Source organism: Streptomyces cyslabdanicus (assembly GCF_052663305.1).
Genome location: NZ_JBQRUW010000073.1, coordinates 12,717 through 37,532 on the forward strand (window position 1 = coordinate 12,717; position 24,816 = coordinate 37,532).

Sequence of the window (24,816 nt, forward strand, 5' to 3'; positions counted from 1 at the left end):
ATCTACCATTTAGGCGGTCAAGTCCCGGTGCAGAGCGTGAATCTGACGGTCCGTCGTGCGCTCGGCGCACCACACGCTCACAACCCCGCACTGCTTTTTCACAGACGAGGCTGCCCACGCTCACGTTCATTACGCATGGACGGCGCCCGGGAGTTCACGGTTCCCGTCGTGCGACACGGTCAGCGGGGCGAAGGCGATCCGGGTGCGTGCGCCGCCGGCCCAGGTCACCTCGACACCGGTCTCGTCGGCCACGCATCGGGACACGGCCTCCACCGCGGGCTCCGGGTCCCGCTCGGCGGTCAGTGTGGCGAGACTGACGTGCACGGACGTGCCTTCCGTCCGGCCGGTGAGGCGCGGCACCCGGGCCCACCGGGTGTAGGCGGTGCCCTGGGGGGCGCGGACCGTGCCGGGGGAGGGGTCCCAGCCGTGCAGCCCGTGCAGCGCCGAGACGGCGTCCTGCTCCGGTCCGGTGGCCCAGCCGGTGTGCGTGACGCGGGAGCCGGCCGGGGCTCCGACCACCCGGTGCACCCGGAGCTCGTGACGTCCGTACGCCACCGTGACGCTCTCCACCCGCAGGCCCGGCACCATCGGGGGGCCGGTGACGAAGACCGGCCGGTGCCAGGACGCCGCCCAGCCCCAGCCGTCGCCGTGGCCGGCGCCCAGCGGACGGACGCGGCGCCGGGTGCTGGGCCGGCCGTCCACCTCCACCGACAGATGGTTGTCCGCGACGTTCCCCGGCGCCGTCGGGCCGGTCCGGGTCGAGTACGCCTGACGCCCGTAGTGCGGGTCGTCGCCGGCCGCCGCGTCGCCCAGGTGCGGACCGACGTGGTCGCTGCCGTGGTTGTGCAGCCGTACGATCCCGTCGGCGCGGGTCGCCTGCACCAGCAGCCCGGCGGCCGGCAGGGCGAGCACCCGGTCGCGCTCCTCCACCGGCGCGGGCGACTCCACCGCCGTCCACAGCGGATGGGAGGCCGGCGCCAGCAGCGACACGAACGCCTTCGACGCCCAGTAGGGGGAGGCCGGCCCCGAGTACGCCTGCAGCGTGGCCTCGTGCGGACCGTGCCAGCCCAGGCTCAGCAGACCGTCACCGGTCAGCGACCCCCGGTCCAGGAAATACCGCAGAGTGCCGCTCATCAGCCGGCGCGAGGTACCCGGAGCCAGCGGCGTGTGGCCGGTCAGGGCGCCGAGCCCGACCGCGGCCGAGGCGGCGAAACGGTAGGTGAGGGAGCGCCCGTAGTGCACGGGGGCACCGTCCCCGCCGAACATCAGCGAGAGGCTCTCCAGATGCGCGCGCAACCGGTCCCCGCAGCGGGCGAGAAGCGCGGAGTCGTCGCCGAGGTGGGCGTCGAGCACCGGGTACAGGTGCAGGGCCCAGCCGTTGTAGTGGTCGAAGGCGCGGCCGTCGCCGTCGGAGTACCAGCCGTCGCCCGCGTACCAGCCCTCCAGCAGGTCCAGCGCGCGCTCCCGGGCCCGGGCGGTCTCCGCGTCGCCGCGCCCCACCGAGTCCAGGAACCCCGCGACGGTGAACGGGAACAGGTACCAGTTGTTCGGCGCGGGCGTGTGCCGCAGCGCCCCGCGCAGCCAGGCCTCCGCCCGGTCCCGCACCCCGTCGTCGAGGTGCTTCCACAGCCAGGGCGCGGTCAGCCGCAGGCCGAGCGCGACCGACGCCGACTCGACCATCGGCTGGCCTTGTACGTGGTGGTCGAGGATCGAGGGCCAGGACTCCATGTCGTCGCGGCCGGGCGTACGGGTGCCCGCGGCGAGGCCGCGCGCGTAGCGCTCCAGAAGGCCGTGCGGGTCGTCGCCGTCGGCACCGGCCACGCGGAAGGCGGTGGCGAGAAAGGTGCGGGCATACCCCTCGAGACCGTCGGACCGCGTTCCCGAACGGGAGGGCCGCCCCGGCAGGTCGAGCAGGGCGTCACCGGGGGTGCTCCACCGCCAGGCCGCCGCCGTGAGCCCGTCCGCCACCGCTGCCCAGTGCGCCCGGGTGTAGCCGGTGTGGGGACTCGACACGCGGTCCTCGGCGGGGAGTTCGAAAGGGATGCTCATACGGGGAAGGCCGGCCTTTCGCGTTGGACGGGAGGGTGGCGGCCGGACCCGAGCCCCGGCGGGCGGTGCCGGCGAGCACGGGCTCGGCGGGGCGGGCCGAGGGCGGCCGCGGGCACGGGTGGGGGTGGGATTCCATGATCACCACCGGGTAGGATGCGGACGAGAACGGGCGGAGCCGTCCCACATCTACCGGACGGGGCCCGACGGATACAGGTGTTCCTCGGACAGCGTGACGACCGAGGGCACGGGATCCGGCCCCCCGACCACGGGGGCTCGCGCGTCGCGGCGGACACAATCCGCCGCTCGCGCACGGGACACCGGGCGTCGTCCGCTCGGACCGGTCCGGGTGCTCGCCGGTACTTCGCCGTGGCGTCGTCGGTCGCGACAGGTCTGTCGCGGGGTTCGGTGGGCAGGGCGAGGCCGGTCGTGTCGGCTGCCCGCGCGGGCACCGGCGTCGGCGGTCAGCGCCGGCTGTCGCAGGGGCGTCGCGACGGCTGTCCGGCCGCGATCCAGCGGCGTACCACGGCCCGCGGCAGGAGTCCGTCGGCCGCGATGACGTCCTCGGGTATGCCGGAGGACCAGGCGGCCAGCGCCGCCCTGTGCAGTGCGGCGGCGCGGACGGCGAGGCCGGCCCGGTAGGCGGTCGCGGAGCCGCGGGCGAGCTTCGGGGCGTCCTCGGCCAGTTGCCGGGCCGCCAGGCGGACGGCGCGGCGGGCGCGCAGCACGTCGAGGTCGCTCATGCCGCCACCACCTTCCCCTCCGTGCCGAGGGGCGCGTCGTCCAGATGCCAGTGCAGGTCCCGGACGCCGGGCTCCAGGGCCAGGCGTGCGACCAGATGCTCCAGACCGCGCGCCGGGTCCCCGGCCAGGGACACGGCGGCCTGCACCACCGTGGTCTCGCCGTCGTCACGCCGCACCCGCAACCCGGTCGCGGCCACCCCGCCGCCGGTGAGGGCCTGCGACAGCAGGGCGCGGACATGGGTTTCGTCGGAGCGGTCGCAGACCAGGTGCACCGTGGCCCGTACGCCCTCGTGGTCCGGGTCGCGCTGCGGGACGTGGTCGATCAGCCGGCCCGCCGGGCGCAACACCAGGTGCACGGCCAGGACCACCGCCGTGCCGAGCAGGCACAGCTGGAGCCGGCCTGAGGCGGCGAGCACCCCGACCGCCGCCGAACACCACAGCGTGGCCGCCGTGTTGAGGCCACGGACGCCGCCGCCCTCACGCAGGATCACCCCGCCGCCGAGGAAGCCGATGCCGGAGACGACGTAGGAGGCGACCCGGGTGGGGCTGCCGGAGTCCCCGACCGCCTCGCTGTAGAGGACGAACAAGGTGGCGCCGCAGGCCACCAGGGCGTTGGTGCGCAGGCCGGCCATACGGGCGCGCCATTGGCGCTCGACGCCGATCAGGGCGCCGCAGCCGACGCCGGCCGCGAGCCGGAGGGCGAAGTCGAACGTGGTCAGGTTCACGAGGGAACCTCCCCTCGCCCCGGGAGAGTGGGGCAGGACGAGGGCACGGCGGCCGCCTGCGCGGCGCGGGGCCGCGGGCTACCGGATGCCCGGGGAGCTGGGGGACATGGGAACGCGGGGCCTTGGGCGGCCCGGACTACTACTGGAGTCCATGTCTCTCACCTCCTCGATGCCGGCGGCGGACCTCCACTATACTTGCACATCAACGCAACTAGGAGGTCCCCGGCCCCGAGATCCCCGGGTCCGCAGGGCCACCGCCCGTCCCGACGCCTCCGTCAGTCCACCGGCCACGTGTGGCCCGGGGCGTTGAGGTGCATGTAGTCGACGTACTGCCGCGTCATGCGCCGCAGCGCCTCGTGCCGGCCGCAGTGGGCGGTGGCGTCGATGTGGTGGAACATCTCCTTCTGCCAGATCGCGCCGTTGCGACCGGTGACGCACCGCTGCTCGATGATCCCGAGCAGCGGCTCGCGCCAGGCGTCGTCCATACCGGAGCGCTCCAGTCCCTGGTGGGCGAGCGGAAGCAGCCGTCGCAGCACGAGTTCGGCCACCGGTACTTCGCCCATCCCGGGCCAGTACAGCAGTGCCTCCATACCGTGCCGCGCCGCCGTGTGCAGGTTCTCCTCGGCGGCCGAGAAGGACATCCGCGACCACACCGGCCGGTCCTCCTCCACCAGGGCGCGGGTGAGCCCGTAGTAGAAGGCGCCGTTGGCGAGGGTGTCGGCGACGGTCGGTCCTGCGGGCAGCACTCGGTTCTCCACCCGCACGTGCGGCTTGTCGTGGGCGATGGCGTAGACGGGGCGGTTCCAGCGGTAGATCGTGCCGTTGTGCAGGGTGAGTTCGGCCAGCTCCGGGATGTCGCCGCGGTCCAGCGTCTCCGCGGGGTCCTGCTCGTCGCACAGCGGCAGCAGCGCCGGGAAGTAGCGCACGTTCTCCTCGAAGAGGTCGAAGACGCTGTTGATCCACCGCTCGCCGAACCACACCCGGGGCCGTACCCCCTGCACCTTGATCTCCTCGGGGCGGGTGTCGGTGGCCTGCTCGAACAGCGGGATACGGGTCTCGTGCCACAGCTCCTTGCCGAACAGGAACGGCGAATTGGCCGCCAGCGCGACCTGGACCCCGGCGATCGCCTGCGCCGCGTTCCAGTACCCGGCGAACTCCTCGGGGGAGACCTGGAGATGGAACTGGGTACTGGTGCACGCGGCCTCGGGAGTGATCGTGTCGGCGTAGGTCCGCAGCCGGTCCACGCCGTCCACCTCGATGTGCAGGTCCTCGCCCCGGGCCGCGAAGACCTGGTCGTTGAGCAGCCGGTAGCGCGGGTTCTCCGACAGCGCCGCCTCGCCGACGTCGTCCTGGAGCAGCGTGGGCAGGATGCCGATCATGATCAGATGCGCGCCGACCGAACCGGCGCGGTCCTCCGCGTGGTTCAGCGCGGCGCGGATCTCGGACTCCCAGGCGTCCGGGCCGCCCTCCGTCAGCCGTCGGGGCGGGATGTTGATCTCGAGGTTGAACCGGCCCAGCTCCGTCGACCAGGCGGGGTCCGCGATCGCCTCGAGCACGTCGCTGTTGCACATCGCGGGCTCCGCCCCGTCGTCGCCCAGGTTGAGTTCGATCTCCAGCCCCACCTGGGGCCGCTCGGACTCGAACCGTGACTCGCGCAGCATCTGCGCGAACGCGTCGAGGCACTTCTGCATCTTGGTCCGGTACCGGCGGCGGTCCTCGCGGGTGAAGACCAGCGCCGGGACGTCACGTCCCATCGGCCCTCCCGGAATCCCTTCCTCGGACACCTCACCTCACCTCCCCAGCGTCGCACCACCGGGCGACCCTGACCAGGCGAGGGCGGGAGGGGCTACGCGCCGTGCGCCGGAACGGGCCGGTCACGGTGCCTCCGGGCGGTCACCGCGACAGGGCGAGCCGCTCGACCTCGGCGTGGACCCGTTCCACGTGGTGCTCGGCCTCCGGCTTCATCAGGACACTGCGCAGGACGCGGGCGCCGTCGGCGTCCGCGACGATCTTCGGGTGGCGGGTCGAGAACGCCTCGCGGTCGGCCCGCAGCGTGCTCAGGAACACGGGGTCGGGGCCGGTCATGCCGTCGCCGAGGACGCGCGCGGAGGCGGTGTCGACGGCGCTCAGCGTGGCGGGCTCCACGGCGGGGAAGTAGGTGACGATGTCCAACTCGGGCCGCTGGTACAGCTCCAGGACCTCGGAGGCGTCGATCAGGTCCGCCCACTTCAGCGCGGCCCGGCGGCCGGCCGCGAGGGCGCCGCCCAGACCGTCGGGCGTGGGCGGCAGGAGCCGGAAGGTGAGCCACAGGGCGGCCGCCGACGCCCCGGCGCGCGAGCACTCCAGGCTGATCTCGCCGAGGTGCAGTTCGTCGGAGGTGAAGTACGTGTACGGCGAGTCGTGCAGGTAGAAGCGCCCCACCTCCGGGTCGCGGAAGAGCACCGCACCGCAGCCGTAGGGCTGGAGTCCGTGCTTGTGCGGGTCGACGACGACCGAGTCGCACCCGGCGATCGCCCGCCATGGCTCGGGCGGCAGCCCAGCGTCACCGCCGGCGCCGGCGAGCAGGGTGAAGAAGCCGCCGTACGCGGCGTCGACGTGGATCCGGACGCCGTGGCGCCGCGCGAGGGGCAGGACCTCGTGGATCGGGTCGACGGCCCCGAGCCCGGTGGTGCCCGCGGTGAGGACGACCGTGCCCACCCGGCCGGTCCCCAGCAGCTCCTCCAGGGCGCCGAGGTCCGTACGGCCCCGGTCGTCGGTGGGGACGGGGTGGCCTTCCACGCCCAGGACGCGGCACATCCGGCCATGGGTGTAGTGGGCGTCCTCGCTGTAGGCGACGCCCCGCCCGGGGTGGAGTTCCCGGGCGACGAAGAGGGCTTCGAGGTTGGCGATGGTGCCGCTGGTGGTGAGGTGGCCGAGGTGGGTGTCGTAGCCGAACATCGCGGCGAGTTGCGCGACGGCCTCCCGTTCCATGCGGGCGGTGGCCGGACCGCCGTCCAGGGCGTGGTTGTTGGGGTTGATCAGCATCGCGGTGAGGTAGCCGGCCACCGCCGCGGGGTGCGGGGGCTTGAGCATCTGGCCCACGTAGGACGGATGGAAGAAGGGGTAGTTGTCCTTCAGCCGGCCGGTGAACTCCTCGAAGGCGGCGGCGAACCGGTCGTCGTCGACCCGGAGCGACGGGTGCGGCTCGTAGGGGGCGAAGGTGTCGGCCCACTCCTGTATCGACTGGGTGGCTCGGCCGAGCCAGTGCTGCAGGTCCACTGGTCTCCCTCTCTCCGGCTGTCGTACGGACGCCGCCACCATAGAACTTCGTTGACTCCTCAGCAATCAACTGCTCAGTAATCAACCAGTCAGCGGCTGATTGCTCAGTGGTTGAGGCATCGGTAGGTGATTCGGCAGTAAACTCGGCGGGGCAGGACCACGCGGGACCGAAGTGAGAGAGGGCATCAGGGAGGTGGACGACGCGACCCGGCAGGACGAGGAGACCGCCCGCGCCGCGAACAGTGCGCTGGTGCGCGACTTCGGCCTGCTGATCAAGGTCGCCACGCGTCTGGAGCAGCGGATCGACACCGCTCTGCGCCAGGAGTGCGGGATCGGCCACACGATGTTCGAGGTCCTCATCCGGCTCTGCCGGCAGCCGGGCGAGGACGTCTCCCAGCGGGTGCTGGCCACCGACCTCACCCTCACCAGCGGCGGGATCACCCGCCTGGTGGACCGCATGGAGGAGGCCGGCCTGGTCCGGCGCCTGCCGTCCCCCGAGGACCGCAGAAGCGTCCTGGTGGAGCCGACCGAACAAGGCCGTGCCGTGTTCCTCCGGGCCGCGGCCGTACACGCGGGGGTCGTCGAGCGCCGCTTCGTCACACCGGTGGCGGGCGAGGACTACGCCCGGCTGACCGGCTCGCTGCGGGAGATCCACCGGGCACTGCGCGACGACGCCGACTGAGCCACCGCACCCCGCGGCGTCACGTCCGCCTCCGTCGGCGGACGGCGCTCTCCGGCGGGCGCTCGCGCAGCGCGCCGTAGGCGAGGAAGTACGCGGGCAGCCGCCGGGCCGCCCGGGAGGCGCTGAGCAGGCCCGCGGTGCGCCGGGCCCGGTCGTCGCTGCCGAGCGGTTGCCGCCCCCGCAGGACGGGCCCGATGAATCCGGCGTGGGCGGCCCGTTGCAGCGCCTGCGTCACGACGGTGGTGGGACGGCGGCGGCGCTGCACGGCGCGTACGTCGCGCAGGCCCACGGTCCCTCGGCGCAGCGGCCCGACCAGGTACCGGGCGGCGGCGACGGCGTCCTCCACGGCGAGGTTGATGCCGATGCCGAAGACCGGGGACATCGCGTGTGCGGCGTCGCCGATGCACAGCAGACCCGGGCGGTGCCAGCGCCGCAGCCGGTCCAGCCGCACGTCCAGGAGCTTGACCTCGTCCCAGGAGCGCAGCGTGTGCGTGCGGTCGGCGGCCCAGGGCACGGCGGCGGCGAAGTCGGCGAGGAAGCGGTCGAGGCCGGCGGCGCGGCGCTCGGCGTCGGTCCCCTTGGGAATGAGTGCGGCGCACTGCCAGTACGAGCCGCGGTCGATCATCGCGGTCAGGAGGCGGTCGCCCGCGCCGCCGACCAGCCCGCTCGGGTCTCCCTCGTGCCGCGGCAGCCGGAACCACCAGGCGTCCATCGGACAGTCGAAGCGGCGCAGCCCCAGTTCCGGCCGGGAGCGGGCCAGCGAGCCGCGGCCGTCGCACGCGACCGTGAGGACCGCGCGCAGTTCACCGGTGCGGCCGTCGGAGGTGCGGTAGCGCACCCCGGTGACCCGGCCGTGTTCGACCAGGAAGGCGGTCGCCTCGGTGTTCATCCGCACCTCGAAGGACGGCTCGCGTCGGGCCTCGTCCACGAGGAGGTCGAGCAGGTCCCACTGGGGCACCATCGCGACGTAGTTGTACGGGCCGGGGAGCGTCGCGAGGTCCGCGACCGTCACCATCGACCCGCCGGGCCCGGCGGGCAGTTGGACGGTGCGCACCCGGCGCTGGGGCAGTCGCGCGAAGCGCTCGGCCAGCCCCAGGTCGTCCAGCAGCGCCAAGGTCGAAGGGTGCACGGTGTCGCCGCGGAAGTCCCGCAGGAAGTCGCCGTGCTGCTCGAGCACGGTCACCGCGACGCCCGAGCGGGCCAGCAGCAGGGCGAACACCATGCCCGCGGGGCCGCCCCCCACCACACAACACGTGGTCCGCTCCATCACGCCCTTCCTCTCAGGAGAACGGTAATTCATCAACTGATGAAAATTATACTCCTCCGTCGGGTGGAAGCACCCCCTGCACGGCCGCTGGTCGGTGCCGGCCGGCGCCCGGAGCCGGCCGAGGCCGCCCCTCAACCGCTAGTCATCTCAGGGGAGTTGAGCGGTGGTGGAGTGCGCGGTCACCGATCGGCTGCGGGCCGAACGGATGGCGGACGGGGGCAGCGGGAGACCGGCCGAGGGCGGGGCTTCGGTCGCCCCTGGCCGAGGGAGGGCGGGCCGTGTCCCAGGCCGCCTCCGTTCCCTCGCGCGGAGGTATGGAGGGGGCGTCAGTAGTCCGAATGCGGCGCTCAAGTGGTGGGGCGTCAGGATTCCGCTGAAGGTGATCACGTCGCTGCTGCGATTCCCGATTGAGTGGGCGTTGGGCCGGCTCTCGCAGTCGTGACGGAAGGAACACCCATGCGTATCACCCGTACTCTGTTCACCTCCGCGGCCCTGGCCGCGGCCGTGGCGTTGTCCGCCCCTGCTGCGAGCGCGGTGACCATGACCGCGTCCCCCTCCTCGCAGCAGCACGCGGCCAAGGCTGACAAGCGCGGCGGTGAGGACTCCGACGACAACGACAGCGACGAGGGCAGGAAGAGCGATCGACGCGGCGACGACGAAGGCCGCGGTGGCCATGACAAGGGCTACGAGGGCCGTGGTGAGGGTCGCGGCGAGGGCCGTGGCGAGGGTCGCGGGCACCGGCCGCACGGTGGCGTGCACGCCGGTGGGGGAGCCCTGGCCCTGATGAAGGCCGACGGCGACCGTGACGACGAGGGCGACCGTGGTGGCCGTGACGACGAGGGCGACCGCGGCGACCGGGGCGACCGGGGCGACCGGGGCGACCGGGGCGACCGGGGCGACCGTGGTGACCAGGGCGACCGCGGCGACCGTGGCGACCGTGGTGAGGGTCGCGGGCACCGGCCGCACGGTGGCGTGCACGCCGGCGGTGGCGGGCTCGCCCAGTCGTCCACCGACACCACCACCCTCGGCGTCGGGGCGGCGCTGCTGCTCGGCGGCCTGGGCGCCGGTGCGTACATGCTCCGCCGCCGTCAGGCGTCGGGTCCGTCCGCGGCCTGATCGGACTGATCTTGCTTGTCGCTGGGCTGCCGCGGCCTGCGTCACCTCCCCCCGGAGGGCAGAGCAGGCCGCGGCAGCGGCGGCCGACCCGAACCGTCGCCCGCGGCCAGTACCACCTCTCTTGACGAAAGGCACCGTCCATGGCTTCTCAGCAGCCGCCCCAGACGGAGCAGAGCGGGACCAAGCCCGCCACGCGTCGTTACCGGCTCCGCCTGCTGTGGCCCGCGGCAGCGGTCGGGCTGGGCATCGCGCTCATTCACAACTCCCTCGTCACCGCGCCCGTGGCGCACCCCAAGCACACGAACCGTCCGGTGGCGGTCGCCTCCCTGGAAGCCGCGCCGCCCGCGCCGCCCTTGCTGCCGGCGCAGCCCGCGCCGAGCGCCGACGCCCGCACCGGAACTCCCAGCACCGGCAACGTGATTCCCGGCATCAGCGCCGGAACTCCCGGCGCCAGCAACGGAATTCCCGGCATCAGCGCCGGAACCCCCAGCGCCGGCACCAGAACCCCCGGCTCCGGCACCGCAGCCGACGGCAGGTCACTCCTCCGCTCGGAACCGACGCGGCTGTCGATCCCGGACATCGGGGTGAACGCGCCGTTCACCCAACTGTCCCTCAACGCCTCGGGACAACTGAACCCACCGCCGGCCAACGACACCAACCTGGTCGGATGGTTCAAGGGCGGTCCCGCACCCGGCGAGCGCGGAGCGTCGGTCGTCGTCGGTCACCTGGACACCAAGACCGGTCCCGCGGTCTTCGCCGAGCTGCCCTCGCTCGAACCCGGAGCCGTCGTGGACATCACCCGCGCGGACGGCACCGTGGCCCGCTTCAAGGTCGACGCCATCGACTCCTTCAGCAAGGCGGCCTTCCCCGACGACAAGGTCTACGCGGACACCGCGACTCCCCAGCTGCGGCTGATCACCTGCGGCGGGAAGTACGACCGCGCCAAGGACGGCTACCAGGACAACGTGGTCGTGTTCGCCCACCTCGACTCGAGCTCGCTCCACTGACGAACCGGGGTGGACACCTACCGCACCCGCCCGGCCCGCCTGGCTCGACGCCCGGCGGTCCAGCGGAGACAATGGACTGCCGGGAGCGGTGAGGTGGTTGCGATGCCCGCATGGCACCTGCGCGACTATCGCGACGACGATCTGGACCAGGCGATCCTGATCTGGGAGGAGAGCCGGCAGGCCAACGAGGATCCGGTCTTCCCGGTCTCGGAGGTGATGGCCGAGGCCCGGGCCGGACAGAACGCCGTGGTCGCCGTCGTGGGCGACGAACTGGTGGGCATGGCCGCGGCGCAGGCGAGCGGCCAGCGCGGCTGGGTCCTCCTGGTGGCGCTCGCCGCCCGGTGGCGCCGGCGCGGCATCGGCAGCGCCCTCCTCACCGAGCTGGAACGGCGCCTGAGGGCCGTGGGCGTACGTCGTGTCAGCGCCCTGCTGCCCCCCGGTGCCGCCGGGAGCACAGCCCTGGAACACTGCGGCTACCGGTTCCGGGACGACCTGGTCTACTACGAGAAACTCGAACCGCACGGACCCTCCGACGCCGGCGCCCTCACGGAGCTGGGCGGTCGCATGCTTCCCGAGGGACTCTGGGACGCGATGGCCGGCATGGAACGGGAGAAGCAGGTCGTCGAACGACGTGTCGTGCTCCCGCTGGCGGAGCCGGCACTCGCCGACCGCTACGGCGTCGCCCCGCCGAAGGGGGTCATCCTGTTCGGCCCGCCCGGCACCGGCAAGACCAGTTTCGCCAAGGCGGTGGCCTCCCGGCTCAGCTGGCCGTTCGTGGAACTCTTCCCGTCCCGGCTCGCCGCCGACACGAACGAGGGGCTGGCGGCGGCGCTGCGGGAGGTGTTCGCGGACCTGGCGGAACTGGACTCGGTGCTGCTCTTCATCGACGAGGTCGAGGAGATCGCGGGCGTGCGCTCCGGCATGGCGGTGGACCCCGGACACGGGGTCACCAACGAACTGCTGAAGCTCATCCCCGGCTTCCGCGAGCACGACTCCCGGCTGCTGGCCTGCGCCACGAACTCGGTGCGCTCCCTCGACCCGGCGTTCCTGCGGCCGGGCCGGTTCGACTACGTCATCCCGATCGGACCCCCCGACGCGACGGCCCGCTCGGCGATCTGGGACCGCTACCTCCGGACCACCGACTCGGTGGACGTGGCGCAACTGGTGGCCGCCAGTGAGCTGTTCACCCCGGCCGACATCGAGTTCGCCGCCCGCAAGGGGGCGCAGGCCGCCTTCGAACGCGAGGTCACGCATCGGCAGGGCCGCCCGGCCACCACCGAGGACTACCTCGAGGCCGTCGCCGAGACCCGGCCCACGCTCACCGCCCAGGCGATCGAGGAGTTCACCGAGGACATCGAGACGTTCAGTCGCCTCTGAGACGGGCGACGATGGCGGGCCGACGCCGACCACGGGCCGACGTCGACGACCAAGCCGGCCCGCCGACGGTGACGGCGCGGCCGGGCGGGAGGCAGGTGTGGCGAGGTTCCACCACCGGGCGGCGCTGCGCCGGCGAGTGCGGCGCCGCAGGGCCGCGGCCGCCGCCGCGAGCGTCCACCGCGCGCCCGGCGCCCCGGGGGCCGCCGGATGGCACACCGGTGCGCAACGGCAGCGGACCCTGCAGAAACTGGCCGATCGAGCGGACCGGTCCGCCGCCTCCCCGCTCCGGCGCCTCCTGTGGTGGTGCGGGTCCGCCGCCCTCGTGATCGGCATCCTGCTGCTGGGGACGGTGGAGGTCTCCGCGGTGGGATGGGCGGGCACCCCGGGCGAGTTCACCGCCCGCGAGTGCCATCGGGAGGCGGGCAGCAGGGGGGTCAAGAGCAGGGCCTGCTCCGGGTTGTTCGTCGCCGAGGACGGAAGCCTCGTCGACACGGCCGCGGCCCTGCACTGGGCGGAGGGCAAGGCGGGAAGGCGGATCCGGGTCCGTGCCCTGGCCCTCGGCGGCTACCAGAGGGAGAGCGTGATCGACGCCGCGTTGGTCGCCACCCTCATCACCCTGCTGGCCGGCCCGGCGATCGGCTGCGCGTTCGCCGGTCTGTCCCGCCAGAGTCAGGACCGGCTCGCCGCCCGGCTGCCCGGACCGATCTTCAAGTCCTATGTGCGATGGAGGTCCTGACGGCGCGGGGCGGTCGTCCGGGCATCCCGGTTCCCTCGTGGCACGCTCGACCGCGGGCGCGTGTCGGAGGCCACCGGCACAGGCCGCCCGCCCACCTGCCGTAGGCGGTCACGACGGGTCGCCGGTCGGCAGTTCCAGGAGGAGTTCGTAGCCCCCGTCCGCCGTGGGCCCGGCGGTGACGGTGCCGCCGAGGAGTTCGGCGCGCTGACGCAGACCGGCCAGGCCGTGCCGGGCGCTGGGCAGCGGGAGGGCGCTCCGGGTGGGGGCCGTGTTGGCGACCGTGGCGCGCAGGGTGCCGCCGCTGTGCTCGATGCGGACGGTCGCCCGGGCGCCGGGCGCGTGCTTGCGGATGTTGGTCAGCGCCTCTTGCACGGTGCGGTAGACGGCGCGCTGCACCGGGGGAGGGAGGTCTTCGGGAAGGTCCGTCTTCAGCTCCGCGTCGATGCCGCTGCCGTCCACCAGCCGGCGCAGGTCGGCGAGGGACGGCTGGGGGGTGAGCTCGGTGGGGCGGCTGTCGGAGGCGCGCAGCACGCTGACCATGTGGCGCAGCTCGTCGAGGGTCTCCACACCCAGCCGCCTGATCGTCGCCGCGGCCTTCCTGGTCTCGGCGTCGGGGCCGGCCACCTGGAGCGCCCCGGCCTGCACGGCGATCAGGCTGACCTGGTGGGACACCACGTCGTGCATCTCCCGGGCGAGCTGCGCGCGTTCCTTCGCGAGCACGCTCTGGGCGGTCAGCAGCCGTTCGTACTCGCGGGCTTCGGAGATCTCGGCGAGCCGGAGCGACAGGTCGCGTCGGGCCTGCACCAGCTGGCCCAGGAAGACGGGCGCGGCCGCGGTGGCCAGGGTGTAGCTGAGGTGGAACAGGCTGCCGGTGCGGGTGAGTTCGGCGGCCTTCAGGGACGACCACGGCCAGGGCAGGAAGTCCGTGGGCGCGTAGACCAGGGCGCAGCCGGCCAGCAGCGGGCGGTGGCGGCTGAGCGAGGAGAGCGTGTACAGCGCGGTCATCGGGGCGATCACCACGTCGCCGATCAGGGCGCTCGGGAGCGTGAGCACGAACGTCGTGAAGGGCAGTCGGCGGCGCAGCGCCAAGGCCAGGGCGGCGAGCAGCGCGCAGACCGTGCCCCCGCGCGCCGCGGCGTGGACGTGGACCGCGGCGTCGGCCAGCGCGGCCAGGACCAGGGCGGCGTCGAGCAGAGCGGGCTGGGGCCGTCGCGCACTCATCCGGCACGGCCGTCCCGCGACGGCGTGAGCAGGCCCGCGCGTTCGGCGATCAGCGCCGCCTCGACGCGGCTGCCGACCCGGAGCTTGCCGAGAACGGCGCTGACATGGCCCTTCACGGTGCCGGTGCTCAGATGCATCCGGGCGCCGATGTCGGCGTTGGCGAGCCCTTCGGCCATGAGGACGAGGACGGCGCGTTCCCGCTCGGTCAGCCGGGCCGTGCGCCGGACGGCGGACGGCTCGCGCACGCCGCCGCCGAGGTAGCCGTCCACCACTGTCCGGGTGACCTCGCAGGACAGCACCGTGCCGCCCTCGGCCAGGGCACGCACGAGGGACGGCAGTTGCTCGGGGTCGGTGTCCTTGAGCAGGAAACCGGCGGCGCCCGAGCGCAGCGCGGTCGCCACGTACTCGTCGGTGTCGAACGTGGTGAGCATGGCGACCACCGGAGGGTCCGGCAGGCGCCGGAGGTCGGCCAGGACGGTGAGCCCGTCCACGTCCGGCATCCGGATGTCCAGCAGGACCACGTCGGGGTGCGACTCCCGCACCGCCCGCACCGCCCGGCCGCCGTGGACCGCCGCCACGACCTCGATGTCGTCCGCCGCGTCGAGGATGTGCGTGAAGCCCCCGCGGACCAGGGCCTCGTCGTCGACCACCACTACCCGGATCACGTGCGCTCCGCTCGTCGCAGCCCCTTCGCTCGATCTGTATCACGCGGGGTGACCGCCCGCTCGCGGACCGCGGAGGCCTCCCGCCGGTCAGCGGCGGGTGCCGGCCGACCGGCCGGGACGGCTCCGGCCGGTCGGCCGGGTGTCTCCGGAAACGCGGCATATACACTGGTTCGGGAATTTCGAAGAGTTTGGGGACATGACGAAGAACGCATTGTCGACCGGGCCGTCGCAGGTGCCGTCACAGACGTCGTCCGGGCCGGGGGCCGAGCCCCCGTCCACCCGAGCCGGGCCGCCGTCGACCGGACGGCTGGTCGGCATCGACCTCGCGCGCGGACTCGCGGTCTTCGGTATGTACTCCGCCCACGTCGGACCCGATGTGACCGTGGGCGGACCGGTGGGGTTCCTGCTGGAGGCGGCACGGGGCCGCTCCTCGGCGCTCTTCGCGCTGCTGGCCGGTTTCTCGCTGATCATCCTGACCGGCCGGCCGAGCCCCCGGACCGGGCGGGCCGGCCGCCAGGCGGTGGTCAGGATCATGATCCGCGCGGCCGTGCTCGTGGTCCTCGGCTACGCCCTGACCGCCCTCGACACCGGTGTCGACGTGATCCTCAGCTTCTACGGACTGCTCTTCCTGGCCGTCCTGCCGCTGTACCGGTTGCGGGCCGGGGTCCTGGCGCTTGTCGCCGCCGCCGGAGCACTGGTCCTGCCCCAGATCCTCTACCTGCTGCGGATCTCGATCGAGCAGGGACACTGGGCGGACGCGGTCATCGGCCGGGACCCGCTGGCCCGGATCACCGGCACGGACGGCATCATCGAACTGCTGTTCACCGGGGGGTATCCGGTCCTCGCCTGGATCCCGTTCCTGATCGCGGGCATGGCGGTGGCCCGGCTCGACCTCACCCGGCCCGGCGTCCGGTCCCGGCTGGCCGCGGCCGGCGGCGCCCTCGCCCTGCTCGGCTACGGCGGCTCCTGGCTGGCCCTGCGCCTGGTCCCGCACGCCCTGGCGGCCGTCTCGGCCGCCACGGACGGCGGCTCGGCGAACTCGGCGTGGTGGTCCGACCGGGTGGGCGAGACCGGGGACCGCATCCCGCCCGCCTGGCTGCTGGTGGCCGCGCCGCACAGTGAGACGACGTTCTCCATCCTCGGCAACACGGGCGTGGCCCTGGTGGTCATGGCCGTGTGCCTGATCGTCGCCGACCGGCTGCCGAGGCTCACGCGCCTGACCGGGCCCGTCGCCGAGGTCGGCATGATCGCGCTGACCGTGTACGTGCTGCACATCGTCGCCCTGTGGCTCCTCTCCGACGTCTGGCACGTGGCCGCTGTCGACGACGACGGCATGTCCGCGCTGCCGGTGCTCCTCGCCTTCATCGCCGCCGCCGTGCTGCTGGCCGCGGCATGGACCAGACTGTTCCGGCGCGGCCCCCTGGAGTCCCTGCTCCACCTGGCCACCGGCCCGGCCCGGCACGTCCCGTAGCAGGGCCTGGGGGGGGGGGGGGGGGGGGAAGGAAAGGGGGGGGGGGGGGGGGGGGGGGGGGGTGGGGAGGGGAGGGTCACCACCACCGAAAACAACCCCTTCCACCCCCTCCCCCCCCCCTTCCCCCCCCCCCCAGGCCCGGGCAGGTGCCGCTGCTACGGCCGGTCGGCCGGCGGGTACCCGGTGGGCAGGTCCACCGGAGTGCCGTACACGCGCATCTCGGCGGCGGCCGCGAACGGCTGGCCGTTGAGAGCGTTGAGCGCGGTGAACCGCACGTAGGAGGCGCGCACCGAGGGGAAGGAGATCCGCTGCATCTGCGGCGAGTCGACGAGGGTGCCCCGGGCCACCGTGGTCCAGGCACGGCCGTCGTCGGAGACGGCCACCTCGTAGTCCGCCACCCGGCCGTTCGGCCCGCCGCTCTGCCGGTCGAGATAGCCGAAGCCGTCCACGTCGGCCGGACCGGCCGGCTTCAGCGTCACCCAGTGCGGGTACGGCGCGTCCCCGTGGCTGTAGTCGGTGTGCCAGATGGTGCCCGGGTCGCCGTCCAGCACGTTGGACACCGGGCCCTCCGCCGGTCCCGAGGAGAGGTTCTCCGAGTCGGCGGTCGCCGTCATCGAGCCGGGTGAGAGGACCGGGACGGTCGAGACCGTGGCCCTGGCGTCCGCCGACACCGTCTTGGTGGCGCCGGAGTCGGCGTAGACGGCCGTCGCCTTCCAGGCCGCCGACGTCCCCGCGGCGCTCTTCGGCGGGGTCAGGATCCAGGTGGTGCTCACGGTCGCGCCCGGCTTCACGCTCTCGAAGAGGTTGCCGTCGCGCTTCTCGACCATCGCGGTCCAGCCGTCGGGCAGCCCGTCGAGCCGCAGGGCGACGTTCGTGACGTCGCTCTGCTCGTTGTTGGTGAACGTCGTGACGTACTCGCCCGGCACGCCGGGGCTCAGGTCGGTGCCGGCCGGGGTGGCCACGCTCGCGCAGGCGGCGCCGCCGCTCACCGGGCCGAGGTCGGTCACGCGGAAGTCGTCGAGGACGAAGTCCGTGCCGGCCGTGCCGCCGAGCTTGCGCAGGCCGACCCAGGTGTCGCCGCAGCCGGCGACGATCTCCCTGGAGTACGTCGCGGTGTCCAGCGCGGGGGCGAGGGTCTCGCGAGTGATGTCCTGGGAGACGACCTTGCCGTCCCCGACCCGGTCCGCCCCCGTCACCCAGGCCCACTGGCCCTCGACGTTGGTCTGGTACCGGAACGAGACCGCGTACTTGTGCCCGGCGGTGAACGGCACCGTGGCGGGCACCGTGCGGTACACCAGGCCGGTGTTCTCCTCGTGGGCCTTCAGCGAGTGCTTCCCGCCGATGACGTCGTCCACCGCCTGGCCCTTGAGGGTGCCCGAGGCGTAGGGCGAGTAGGTGTTCTTCCAGGTCTTCTGGCTGTACGGGGCGTGCAGGTCGCTGACGCTGGTGCGCGGGTCGGTGGAGCCGCCCGCGTCGCCCTTCACGAACGGTCCCCAGCCGGGTTGGTTGCCCTCGAAGTCGTCCTGGGCGACCACGGTGCCGCCGGACGGGCCGTCCTCGCCCCGCGGCAGCGGCGTGGAGGTGTCGGCCATGATCCGCACGTCGTCGAGGGTGACCGCCGCGTCCCCGGCCGCCGCGCCGATCGCCACGGTGGCCTTGCCGTCGGCGGGCGCGGTGAAGGCGACGGACGCGCGCTGCGCGTAGGTGCCCTGCTTGGAGTCGGCGGCCATGGTGTTCCGCAGCGGGGTGGTGTCGAAACCGTTGCCCGCCCGCACCCCGTCGCCGGTCACACTCAGGGTGACGGCGCGGCGTTGCCCGGCGGCGACCTCGACGTCGGCGCTCAGCGTGTACCGCCGCCCCGGCTTGAGGTCCTTGACCCGCTGGGAGATGCCGGACTCGCCGGAACCGAGCCGCACGACGTTGTCACCGGTGGCGCTGCGCGTGACCGCCGCCCCGCCCCGCGGGTTCCAGGCGTCCAGGCCGCCCGAGTTGAAGCCGGGGTCGACCAGGCCGGTGCCCTCGCCGTAGTGCGCGTCCCGGTGCGGGGCCTGGTTCCCGTTCGGGACCAGGACGTAGGGCTGGTCCTTGTCGCCGGTGAGCGTCACCCGCCCGTCCTGGGCCTTCACCTGGGCGGCCTTCACCCGGCCCTGGTCGGTGAGCTTGTACAGCGTGAAGGTGCGGGTGGAGGCGAACTGCCGGGTCAGGTCGAAGGTGTGGGTGCCGCCGGAGGCGCTGTAGTAGTACATCTTGTCGGCCCGGCTCGGCGAGGAGGTGCCGTTGCCGCCCTTCGCCTCGCCCCAGGGCAGCAGGTAGGTGTCGCCGTCGAGCACGACCGCGTCGTCCATCGACACCTGGCGTCTGCCGTCGGCCATCGCGACCCGGACGCCGCCGGTGAGGGTGGCGGACTTGCCGAAGTCCCAGTCCATGACCTGGTAGTGCTGGAGGAACTTGGTCGGCAGGTTGTCGGTCCAGATGTTCCGGTAGAAGGCGTTGAAGTCGTCGTGGCCGGTCCAGCCCTCGAACTCCTTGACGCTGGACCCGCCGAGCAGCGGGTCCACGTTCCACACGTCGCGGTCGGAGTTGGCGATGAACCGGACGATGTTGGAGTTGATGCCCTTGTTGGTGGCGCCGCCGTAGCCCTTGTCGCTCGCCCAGTGGGACCAGGTCGACCTGCCCTCGAACTTGTAGGCCCACTCGGTCGCGATCTCCAAGCCCATCGTCCGCAACTGCGTGGCCAGCGAGTCGGCCAGCCAGCCGCTGGAGTAGTAGACGTCGATGTAGAGGCCCTTGACGCCCGGGGCCTCGTGGCGCAGTTGCTCGAACCGGTCGAGGACGGCTCCGGAGCCCAGGTCGGCGCGCTGGTCGATGTGGTACGACTGGTTCAGCCAGTCCCAGCCGTTGACCTGGCCCTTGACCAGGGCCTCACTGAAGTTCTTCGCCTGCGGGTACGCCTCGGTGGCGTTCACGTGCACGGCGAAGTCGGCGTTGTACCCGGCGCCGGCCTTGGTGAGCTTGTTCAGGTCGGCGAGCCCGCCGGCCCGGGTGTTGTAGTTGCCGCCGTAGTCCGGGTGGGCCGAGTCGTGGCCCTCACTGGCGTAGCCCTTCTCCAGGACCCACTGGCCGAGGTCGTCCGTGGCCATCGACACGCGCTTGACGTTGTCGAGCGTCTTGAGGAACGGATTGGTCGCCTGGCTCGCGAAGTTGAAGGGGATGTGCTGCACGACGCGTTCGGGCACCCGGTCCGCGCCGAGCGGCCGGGGCATGTGGTCCCGGTAGGCGATCGCGCCGTCCTGCCAGTCCACCCGGCCGTCGCCGTTGGCGTCCGCGGCGAGCACGACGGTCGCCTTGGGAAGGGCGTACGTGCTCACCCGCGGGTCGGTGGCGCCCCGGGGCGCGTAGGTGTAGGTGCCTGCCGACAGCTCCGCGCGCCGGGCGCCGTTGCCGGCGTCCACGATCCGCGACTGCAGGCGGGTGTTCCAGTTGTCGTTGTTGTCCTGCGCGGAGTCATCGGTGGCGTTGGTGATGATGCCGCCGGCCAGATCACCGTTGCTCACGAAGCCGTACGGCGTGCCGACGGCGGCCTTGTCGGGGGCCGTCGCGGCGGTGACCGGGACGAACTCGTCGGCCGTGGTGGTCGAGTCGGTCGAGATCCTCGTACGGGCCAGGGTCGTGCCCGGGGAGGAGGAGTCGGCGGAGAGGAGTGACTGGTCGGGGATCGACAACTGGTCGACGGTGTGGGCGGCGGCGCCCTCGATGCTCTTCACCGCGAAGACGACGGTCCTCTGGTCGGTCACCGTGATCGTCGAGGTGATCGTGAGGTCCGGCAGATCGGCGAACACGGAGGTGTAGACGGCCTGGTCGCCGTGCGCCTTCATGGTCGTGGTGGCGGTGTGCGCCGTGCCGTTGACGGTGAAGGTGTCCAGGGCCCGGGCCTGGCCGTCGAGCGTTCTGCCGCCCATCGTGTACGAGATGACCTGCGGGAACTCCTTGGCCACCTGGACCGTCAGGCCGGGTCCGGTCAGCTCGACCGGTGTCGCGGGGTGGTCCGGGGGAGCCGGTGCGGCCGTCGCCGTCGCGGTGGCCGGGTCGGCATGGGCGGGAAGGGCACCGGCCGACAGTGTGCCCAGCGCGAGCAGCGCGGCGGTCGCGGCGGCGCCTGTTCTTGACCGGGGTGTGCGTCGAGGACGTTGCGAGTGGATGGCATCCACGCTGGGGCCTCCTGATGACTCCGGAACGGGAGAGCGAGGAAGACGGGGCCCTTGCCGGGCCGTGATGACGCTGATGGGGCGGGGGAGACAGTAGGGGAATGGCATCGATAACACCAGATGCCGACGGCGATTCACCGGTGGGCATGGCATCGCCGCGCATCCCGGGCGGGCAGCATCCGCCGCCGGCCGCGCTGGCCGCGCCGGCCGCTGCCGGCCGTGGGTGGCCGTCACCCGGCGCCGCCGCGGCCGTGGGCGGAGGGCTTCCTACTGGCCGCCGCGGCGCATCGGCGCGGTGCTCGCGCGCACGATCAGGGCCGGCTCGACGGACGCGGGGTCCGGGGCGGCGCCCGGGTTCTCCAGATGGCGCATGAGATGGGCGACGGCGAGCGCTCCCATCTGCGTGAACGGCTGGGCCACGGTGGTCAGCGACGGCGAGCAGTACTCGGCCAGGGCGATGTCGTCGACGCCGACGACGGAGATGTCGTCGGGCACCCGCCTGCCGAGCTCGTGCAGCGCCCGGATCACTCCGAAGGCCATCTCGTCGCTGGCCACGAACACCGCCGTGACATCCGGGATCCGGCCCAGGACGAGGCCGTTGCGATACCCGGACGCGGGCGACCAGTCACCCTCCAGCTCGGGCGGGACGCTCCTGCCGTCCGCCTCCAGCGTGTCGCGCCAGCCCTGGGTGCGACTGACCGCGTCGAGCCACGCGCGGGGTCCGGCGACGTGCCAGACCGTCTCGTGCCCGAGATCCAGCAGATGCCGGGTGGCCAGGCGAGCGGCCTGGGTCTGGTCGACGGCCACCACCTCGGTCGCGGAGGTGCGCGACCCGTCGATGGTGACGGTCGGAACCGAGCCCGTGAGCTGCTCGATCCGCCTGCTGACGTGGATCAGCGGGACGGCGAGGACGATCCCCTCGACGCCCTGCTCCGCGAGCCGCGCCAGCGCTCCCTCGATGGCGGAGGTGTCCAGGGAGGCGGTGGTGGCGGTGGAGACCGAGTAGCCCGCCTCGCGCGCCGCGTTCTCGATGCCGTACAGGACGGCGGTGCGCGAGTAGAAGGTGGTCTGGAGCGTCACCACACCGAGGGTGCGGCTGCGGCCGGACGACAGCATCCGCGCCGCGTTGTTCTTGCGGTACCCGAGCTGGTCGACGGCCGCGAGGACCTTCGCCCGCGTTCCCTCCCGCACGTTGGGGTGGCCCGCCAGGGTCCGCGACACGGTCTGCGGGGAGACCCCGGCGAGCCGGGCGACATCGGTCATGCCCGGGGGCCGTGCGGCGTCGTCGCCCTCGCTCCGCTGCTTCATGGGTTCCCTCGTTCGCTCCTCCGACGGCGATGATAGCGCCCGCACGGCGGCGTCCGGGCTGCTCGGAGTGCCTGTCCGGGCGGAGAAGCGGCGGAGAAGGAGTGGACGAAGGAGCGGAGCGGGCCGCCATTGGCATCGCTAACATCCTGTGTCATAGTTCCGGCACGTCAGCGCGTCCGGCCGTGCGGCGGACCGCGGGGGAGCCGGGTTCCGCTCTCCCCACCCACACCGAAGGGAGAGGCCGTGAAGAAGCCCACCACGCGCACGGCGGTGCCCGCCCTGTCCCACGCCGACGGCGCACTCCTGCGAAACGGCCGCCCGCACCGCGTCCTCGCCGGGTCGCTGCACTACTTCCGGGTCCACCCCGACCAGTGGCCGGACCGGCTGGCGCGACTCGCCGCCCTGGGCCTGAACACGGTCGACACCTACGTGCCGTGGAACTTCCACGAGCGGCACCGGGGCCGCACGCGCTTCGACGGCCCACGCGACGTCGAACGGTTCTTGCGCCTCGCGCAGGAGGCCGGCCTGGACGCGATCGTGCGACCCGGCCCGTACATCTGCGCCGAATGGGACAACGGCGGCCTGCCCGCCTGGCTGACGGGCACCCCGGGGATGCGGCCGCGGTGCTCGCACGGCCCCTTCCTGGACGCGGTGGCGGGCTGGTTCGACGAGTTGATCCCGCGCCTCGGCGCCCTTCAGGCGGCGCGTGGAGGACCCGTCGTCGCGGTGCAGATCGAGAACGAGTACGGCAGCTACGGCGACGACCACGGGTATCTGCGGTGGGTCCGCGACGCCTTGGTGGAGCGCGGCATCACCGAACTGCTCTTCACAGCCGACGGCCCGACCGCGCTGATGCTCGACGGCGGCACCCTGCCCGACGAGCTCGCGACCGCGACGTTCGGCTCTCAGGCGGCCGAGGCCGCCGCGCTGCTGCGGACGCGCCGCCCCGGCGAGCCGTTCGTCTGCGCGGAGTTCTGGAACGGCTGGTTCGACCACTGGGGGGAGCGGCACCACGTCCGGTCGCCGCGGAGCGCGGCGGGCACGCTCGGCGACATCCTCGACGCCGGTGGCTCGGTCAGTCTCTACATGGCCCACGGCGGCACCAACTTCGGGCTCTGGGCAGGGGCCAACCACGACGGCGAGACCCTCCAGCCGACCGTCACCAGCTACGACTCGGACGCGCCGATCGCCGAACACGGCGGGCTCACCCCGAAGTTCTTCGCCCTGCGCGACCGGCTCAGCGTCCTGACCGGCCCCCCGGAGCAGCCACCGCCCACCGACCCCGCGCTGCTGGCACCCCGCGCCGTCCCGGTCGTCCGGGGCGCCGCACTGCTCGACGGGCTGGAGGCCGTGTCCCGGCCGGTGGCCTCACCCCACCCGCTGAGCTTCGAGGAACTGGGGCAGTCCTCCGGCCTGGTGCTCTACCGCGCGCACCCGAAACTCCCCGAAGGCGCCCTCGAACTGGCCGTCACCGGGCTGCACGACCGCGCCCAGGTCTTCGTCGACGGAGCCCCGGCCGGGGTCGTCGACCGGGAGGCCGGCTCGCTCACCCTCCACGGCACAGGCCGCCGGGTGCGGCTCGAACTCCTCGTCGAGAACCAGGGACGGATCAACTACGGCCCGCTCCTCGGACAGGGCAAGGGCATCCTCGGCCATGTCCGGGTGGGACGCCGGATGGTCCACGGCTGGACGATGCGGCCGCTGCCGCTGGACGAGTGGTCGGCGCGGGAGCTCGCCCGCGCGGCCGCCGCCACCGACCCGCGGGGCCCGGCCGGATTCGCGACGGCACGGTTCACGGTGGACGAGCGGGCCGACACCTTCCTGGCGTTCCCCGGCTTCGCCAAGGGGTTCGCCTGGATCAACGGCTTCCTGCTCGGCCGGTACTGGGAGATCGGCCCCCAGGTGACGCTCTACCTCCCGGCGCCGCTCCTGGTGCCGGGCGAGAACACCGTCACCCTGCTGGAGCTCGAACGCCTGGGGGAGCGGATCGAGTTGCGCGACGCGCCGGAACTGGGGGAGGCCGAGGAGTACATCGAGACCTTCTCCTCGTAGCGGTGCCGACGCAATGTCCGAGGGCCGCGACGCGGCGGAGCCGGGCGGGCGGATCAGGGGGCGGTGAACAGGTTCGGGAAGCCGGGCGCGAGCCAGGGCTTGCGGCCCCAGGCGATGACGTGCCCCCTGGCCATGGCCCACCACGGGGTGCGGCGGCCCAACGCGATGAGGAGGAACGCGACCGGTTCGATCAGGATGGTGCAGTCGGGCCGGAGCTCAGGCCGCGGGGTCACGCGCATGGCGCCGTCGTCGAGAGCGACGCCGAACGTGGTGCCGCCGCGCAGCCGGATGGAGTAACGCGCCGTCACGCCCGCCGTGGACGCCGCGGCGACCCTCGGCATGACCAGCAGCATGAACGGCATGCACAACCCGACACGTCCGGGGTCGACCATGTGCGGGCGGCCCAGGGCCCGCGCCAGGTCGTAGCCGTGGCCCAGCATGTGCGTCAGGAGGTAGGACGCGAGCGTGGCCCTGCCCATGCGGCCCAGCGGCGTGACGAGCGCCGGTTCGTCCGCGGCGCCCTCGCCCGCGGCCCGATCCACGGCGTCCAGGAACGCCTCGGCCTGTTCCGCGATCATCGCCCCCAGTGGTTCGGGCCGACGCTCCTCGAAGGCGGCGAGGGCCCGCGCGTTGGCCGCGGCCAGGCTCTGCGGTGTGCCGTCCCCGTAGGGGCGTTCCCGCCCGCGCGCGAGGTCGGCCATCAACTCGTTGGCCAGCGCCAGATGGGCGGCCGCCTCGCCGACCGTCCACGTGGATCGCGGTACCGCGCGCGTCGAGTCGGCCGCGCCCCGCAACAGTGCGGCGATGTCACCGGCGGTCTCACGTATCGCCTCCGCGAGCCCTTCGGGCAGCCGTTCCCCGCTGCCCTGCCTCATGGTGGGACGCATGCCCTTCGGCTCCTTCCTGCCGCGCGTACGCGCGGTCGAGTCCCGCCGGC

The 24,816-nt window shown here is 73.2% G+C and carries 18 protein-coding genes; 7 read left to right on the forward strand and 11 right to left on the reverse strand.

Annotated elements, in window-relative coordinates:
- Positions 1-129 precede the first annotated feature (129 nt).
- The 5 genes from ACTYVM_RS34845 to ACTYVM_RS34865 all read right to left on the reverse strand — a co-directional run bounded on the left by ACTYVM_RS34845 (position 130) and on the right by ACTYVM_RS34865 (position 6,772).
- Entirely contained in the window at positions 130-2,049 is a 1,920-nt protein-coding gene (locus ACTYVM_RS34845; RefSeq protein WP_445529790.1) for a DUF2264 domain-containing protein, read from the reverse strand.
- A gap of 461 nt (positions 2,050-2,510) precedes the next feature.
- Positions 2,511-2,789, reverse strand: a complete 279-nt coding sequence (locus ACTYVM_RS34850; RefSeq protein ID WP_400036221.1) for a hypothetical protein — start codon at positions 2,787-2,789, stop codon at positions 2,511-2,513.
- Complete coding sequence (locus tag ACTYVM_RS34855) at positions 2,786-3,514, reverse strand: MgtC/SapB family protein (RefSeq protein ID WP_445529791.1); 729 nt, start codon at positions 3,512-3,514, stop codon at positions 2,786-2,788. The genes ACTYVM_RS34850 and ACTYVM_RS34855 overlap by 4 nt, the downstream gene beginning before the upstream one ends.
- Before the next feature lie 275 nt (positions 3,515-3,789).
- A complete protein-coding gene (locus ACTYVM_RS34860) occupies positions 3,790-5,268 on the reverse strand; it encodes a glutamate-cysteine ligase family protein (RefSeq protein WP_445529792.1) in 1,479 nt (492 codons plus the stop codon).
- Between the two features lie 139 nt (positions 5,269-5,407).
- Positions 5,408-6,772 (reverse strand): pyridoxal phosphate-dependent decarboxylase family protein, encoded by a 1,365-nt coding sequence (locus ACTYVM_RS34865; protein ID WP_445529793.1) that lies wholly within the window; start codon positions 6,770-6,772, stop codon positions 5,408-5,410.
- Between the two features lie 172 nt (positions 6,773-6,944).
- Between ACTYVM_RS34865 and ACTYVM_RS34870 the strand changes: the two genes are divergently transcribed.
- Entirely contained in the window at positions 6,945-7,454 is a 510-nt protein-coding gene (locus ACTYVM_RS34870; protein WP_445529794.1) for a MarR family winged helix-turn-helix transcriptional regulator, read from the forward strand.
- 19 nt (positions 7,455-7,473) lie between these two features.
- Here the strand turns inward: ACTYVM_RS34870 and ACTYVM_RS34875 are convergent, their stop codons facing one another.
- Complete coding sequence (locus ACTYVM_RS34875) at positions 7,474-8,721, reverse strand: FAD-dependent oxidoreductase (RefSeq protein ID WP_445529795.1); 1,248 nt, start codon at positions 8,719-8,721, stop codon at positions 7,474-7,476.
- Between the two features lie 456 nt (positions 8,722-9,177).
- On the opposite strand from ACTYVM_RS34875, the gene ACTYVM_RS34880 reads away from it, so the two are divergent.
- The 4 genes from ACTYVM_RS34880 to ACTYVM_RS34895 all read left to right on the forward strand — a co-directional run bounded on the left by ACTYVM_RS34880 (position 9,178) and on the right by ACTYVM_RS34895 (position 12,957).
- Positions 9,178-9,837 (forward strand): GVDTG sorting domain-containing protein, encoded by a 660-nt coding sequence (locus ACTYVM_RS34880; protein ID WP_445529796.1) that lies wholly within the window; start codon positions 9,178-9,180, stop codon positions 9,835-9,837.
- Between the two features lie 140 nt (positions 9,838-9,977).
- Positions 9,978-10,844: a class F sortase gene (locus ACTYVM_RS34885; RefSeq protein WP_445529797.1), complete on the forward strand. Its 867-nt coding sequence runs from the start codon at positions 9,978-9,980 to the stop codon at positions 10,842-10,844.
- Positions 10,845-10,937: 93 nt separating this feature from the next.
- Positions 10,938-12,221 (forward strand): ATP-binding protein, encoded by a 1,284-nt coding sequence (locus ACTYVM_RS34890; protein WP_445529798.1) that lies wholly within the window; start codon positions 10,938-10,940, stop codon positions 12,219-12,221.
- A gap of 97 nt (positions 12,222-12,318) precedes the next feature.
- Positions 12,319-12,957 (forward strand): hypothetical protein, encoded by a 639-nt coding sequence (locus ACTYVM_RS34895; RefSeq protein ID WP_445529799.1) that lies wholly within the window; start codon positions 12,319-12,321, stop codon positions 12,955-12,957.
- Between the two features lie 108 nt (positions 12,958-13,065).
- Here ACTYVM_RS34895 and ACTYVM_RS34900 read toward each other — a convergent pair whose 3' ends face one another.
- Positions 13,066-14,178, reverse strand: coding sequence for a sensor histidine kinase (locus ACTYVM_RS34900; protein WP_445529800.1), 1,113 nt, complete (start codon positions 14,176-14,178; stop codon positions 13,066-13,068).
- Positions 14,175-14,843 carry a response regulator gene (locus ACTYVM_RS34905; RefSeq protein WP_445529801.1) on the reverse strand — a complete coding sequence of 223 codons (669 nt, stop codon included), beginning with the start codon at positions 14,841-14,843 and terminating at the stop codon, positions 14,175-14,177. The genes ACTYVM_RS34900 and ACTYVM_RS34905 overlap by 4 nt, the downstream gene beginning before the upstream one ends.
- Before the next feature lie 196 nt (positions 14,844-15,039).
- Here ACTYVM_RS34905 and ACTYVM_RS34910 point away from each other — a divergent pair, with 196 nt between their 5' ends.
- A complete protein-coding gene (locus ACTYVM_RS34910; protein WP_445529802.1) occupies positions 15,040-16,314 on the forward strand; it encodes a DUF418 domain-containing protein in 1,275 nt (424 codons plus the stop codon).
- A gap of 155 nt (positions 16,315-16,469) precedes the next feature.
- Here ACTYVM_RS34910 and ACTYVM_RS34915 read toward each other — a convergent pair whose 3' ends face one another.
- Both ACTYVM_RS34915 and ACTYVM_RS34920 read right to left on the reverse strand, forming a co-directional pair.
- The gene (locus tag ACTYVM_RS34915) at positions 16,470-20,522 is read right to left on the reverse strand and encodes an endo-alpha-N-acetylgalactosaminidase family protein (RefSeq protein ID WP_445529803.1); all 4,053 of its coding nucleotides are present in this window, start codon (positions 20,520-20,522) and stop codon (positions 16,470-16,472) included.
- Between the two features lie 264 nt (positions 20,523-20,786).
- A complete protein-coding gene (locus tag ACTYVM_RS34920; RefSeq protein ID WP_445529804.1) occupies positions 20,787-21,827 on the reverse strand; it encodes a LacI family DNA-binding transcriptional regulator in 1,041 nt (346 codons plus the stop codon).
- Between the two features lie 243 nt (positions 21,828-22,070).
- Here ACTYVM_RS34920 and ACTYVM_RS34925 point away from each other — a divergent pair, with 243 nt between their 5' ends.
- A complete protein-coding gene (locus ACTYVM_RS34925) occupies positions 22,071-23,879 on the forward strand; it encodes a glycoside hydrolase family 35 protein (RefSeq protein WP_445529805.1) in 1,809 nt (602 codons plus the stop codon).
- Positions 23,880-23,932: 53 nt separating this feature from the next.
- On the opposite strand, the gene ACTYVM_RS34930 is transcribed toward ACTYVM_RS34925, so the two are convergent.
- A complete protein-coding gene (locus ACTYVM_RS34930; RefSeq protein WP_445529806.1) occupies positions 23,933-24,766 on the reverse strand; it encodes a maleylpyruvate isomerase family mycothiol-dependent enzyme in 834 nt (277 codons plus the stop codon).
- Positions 24,767-24,816: the final 50 nt, after the last annotated feature.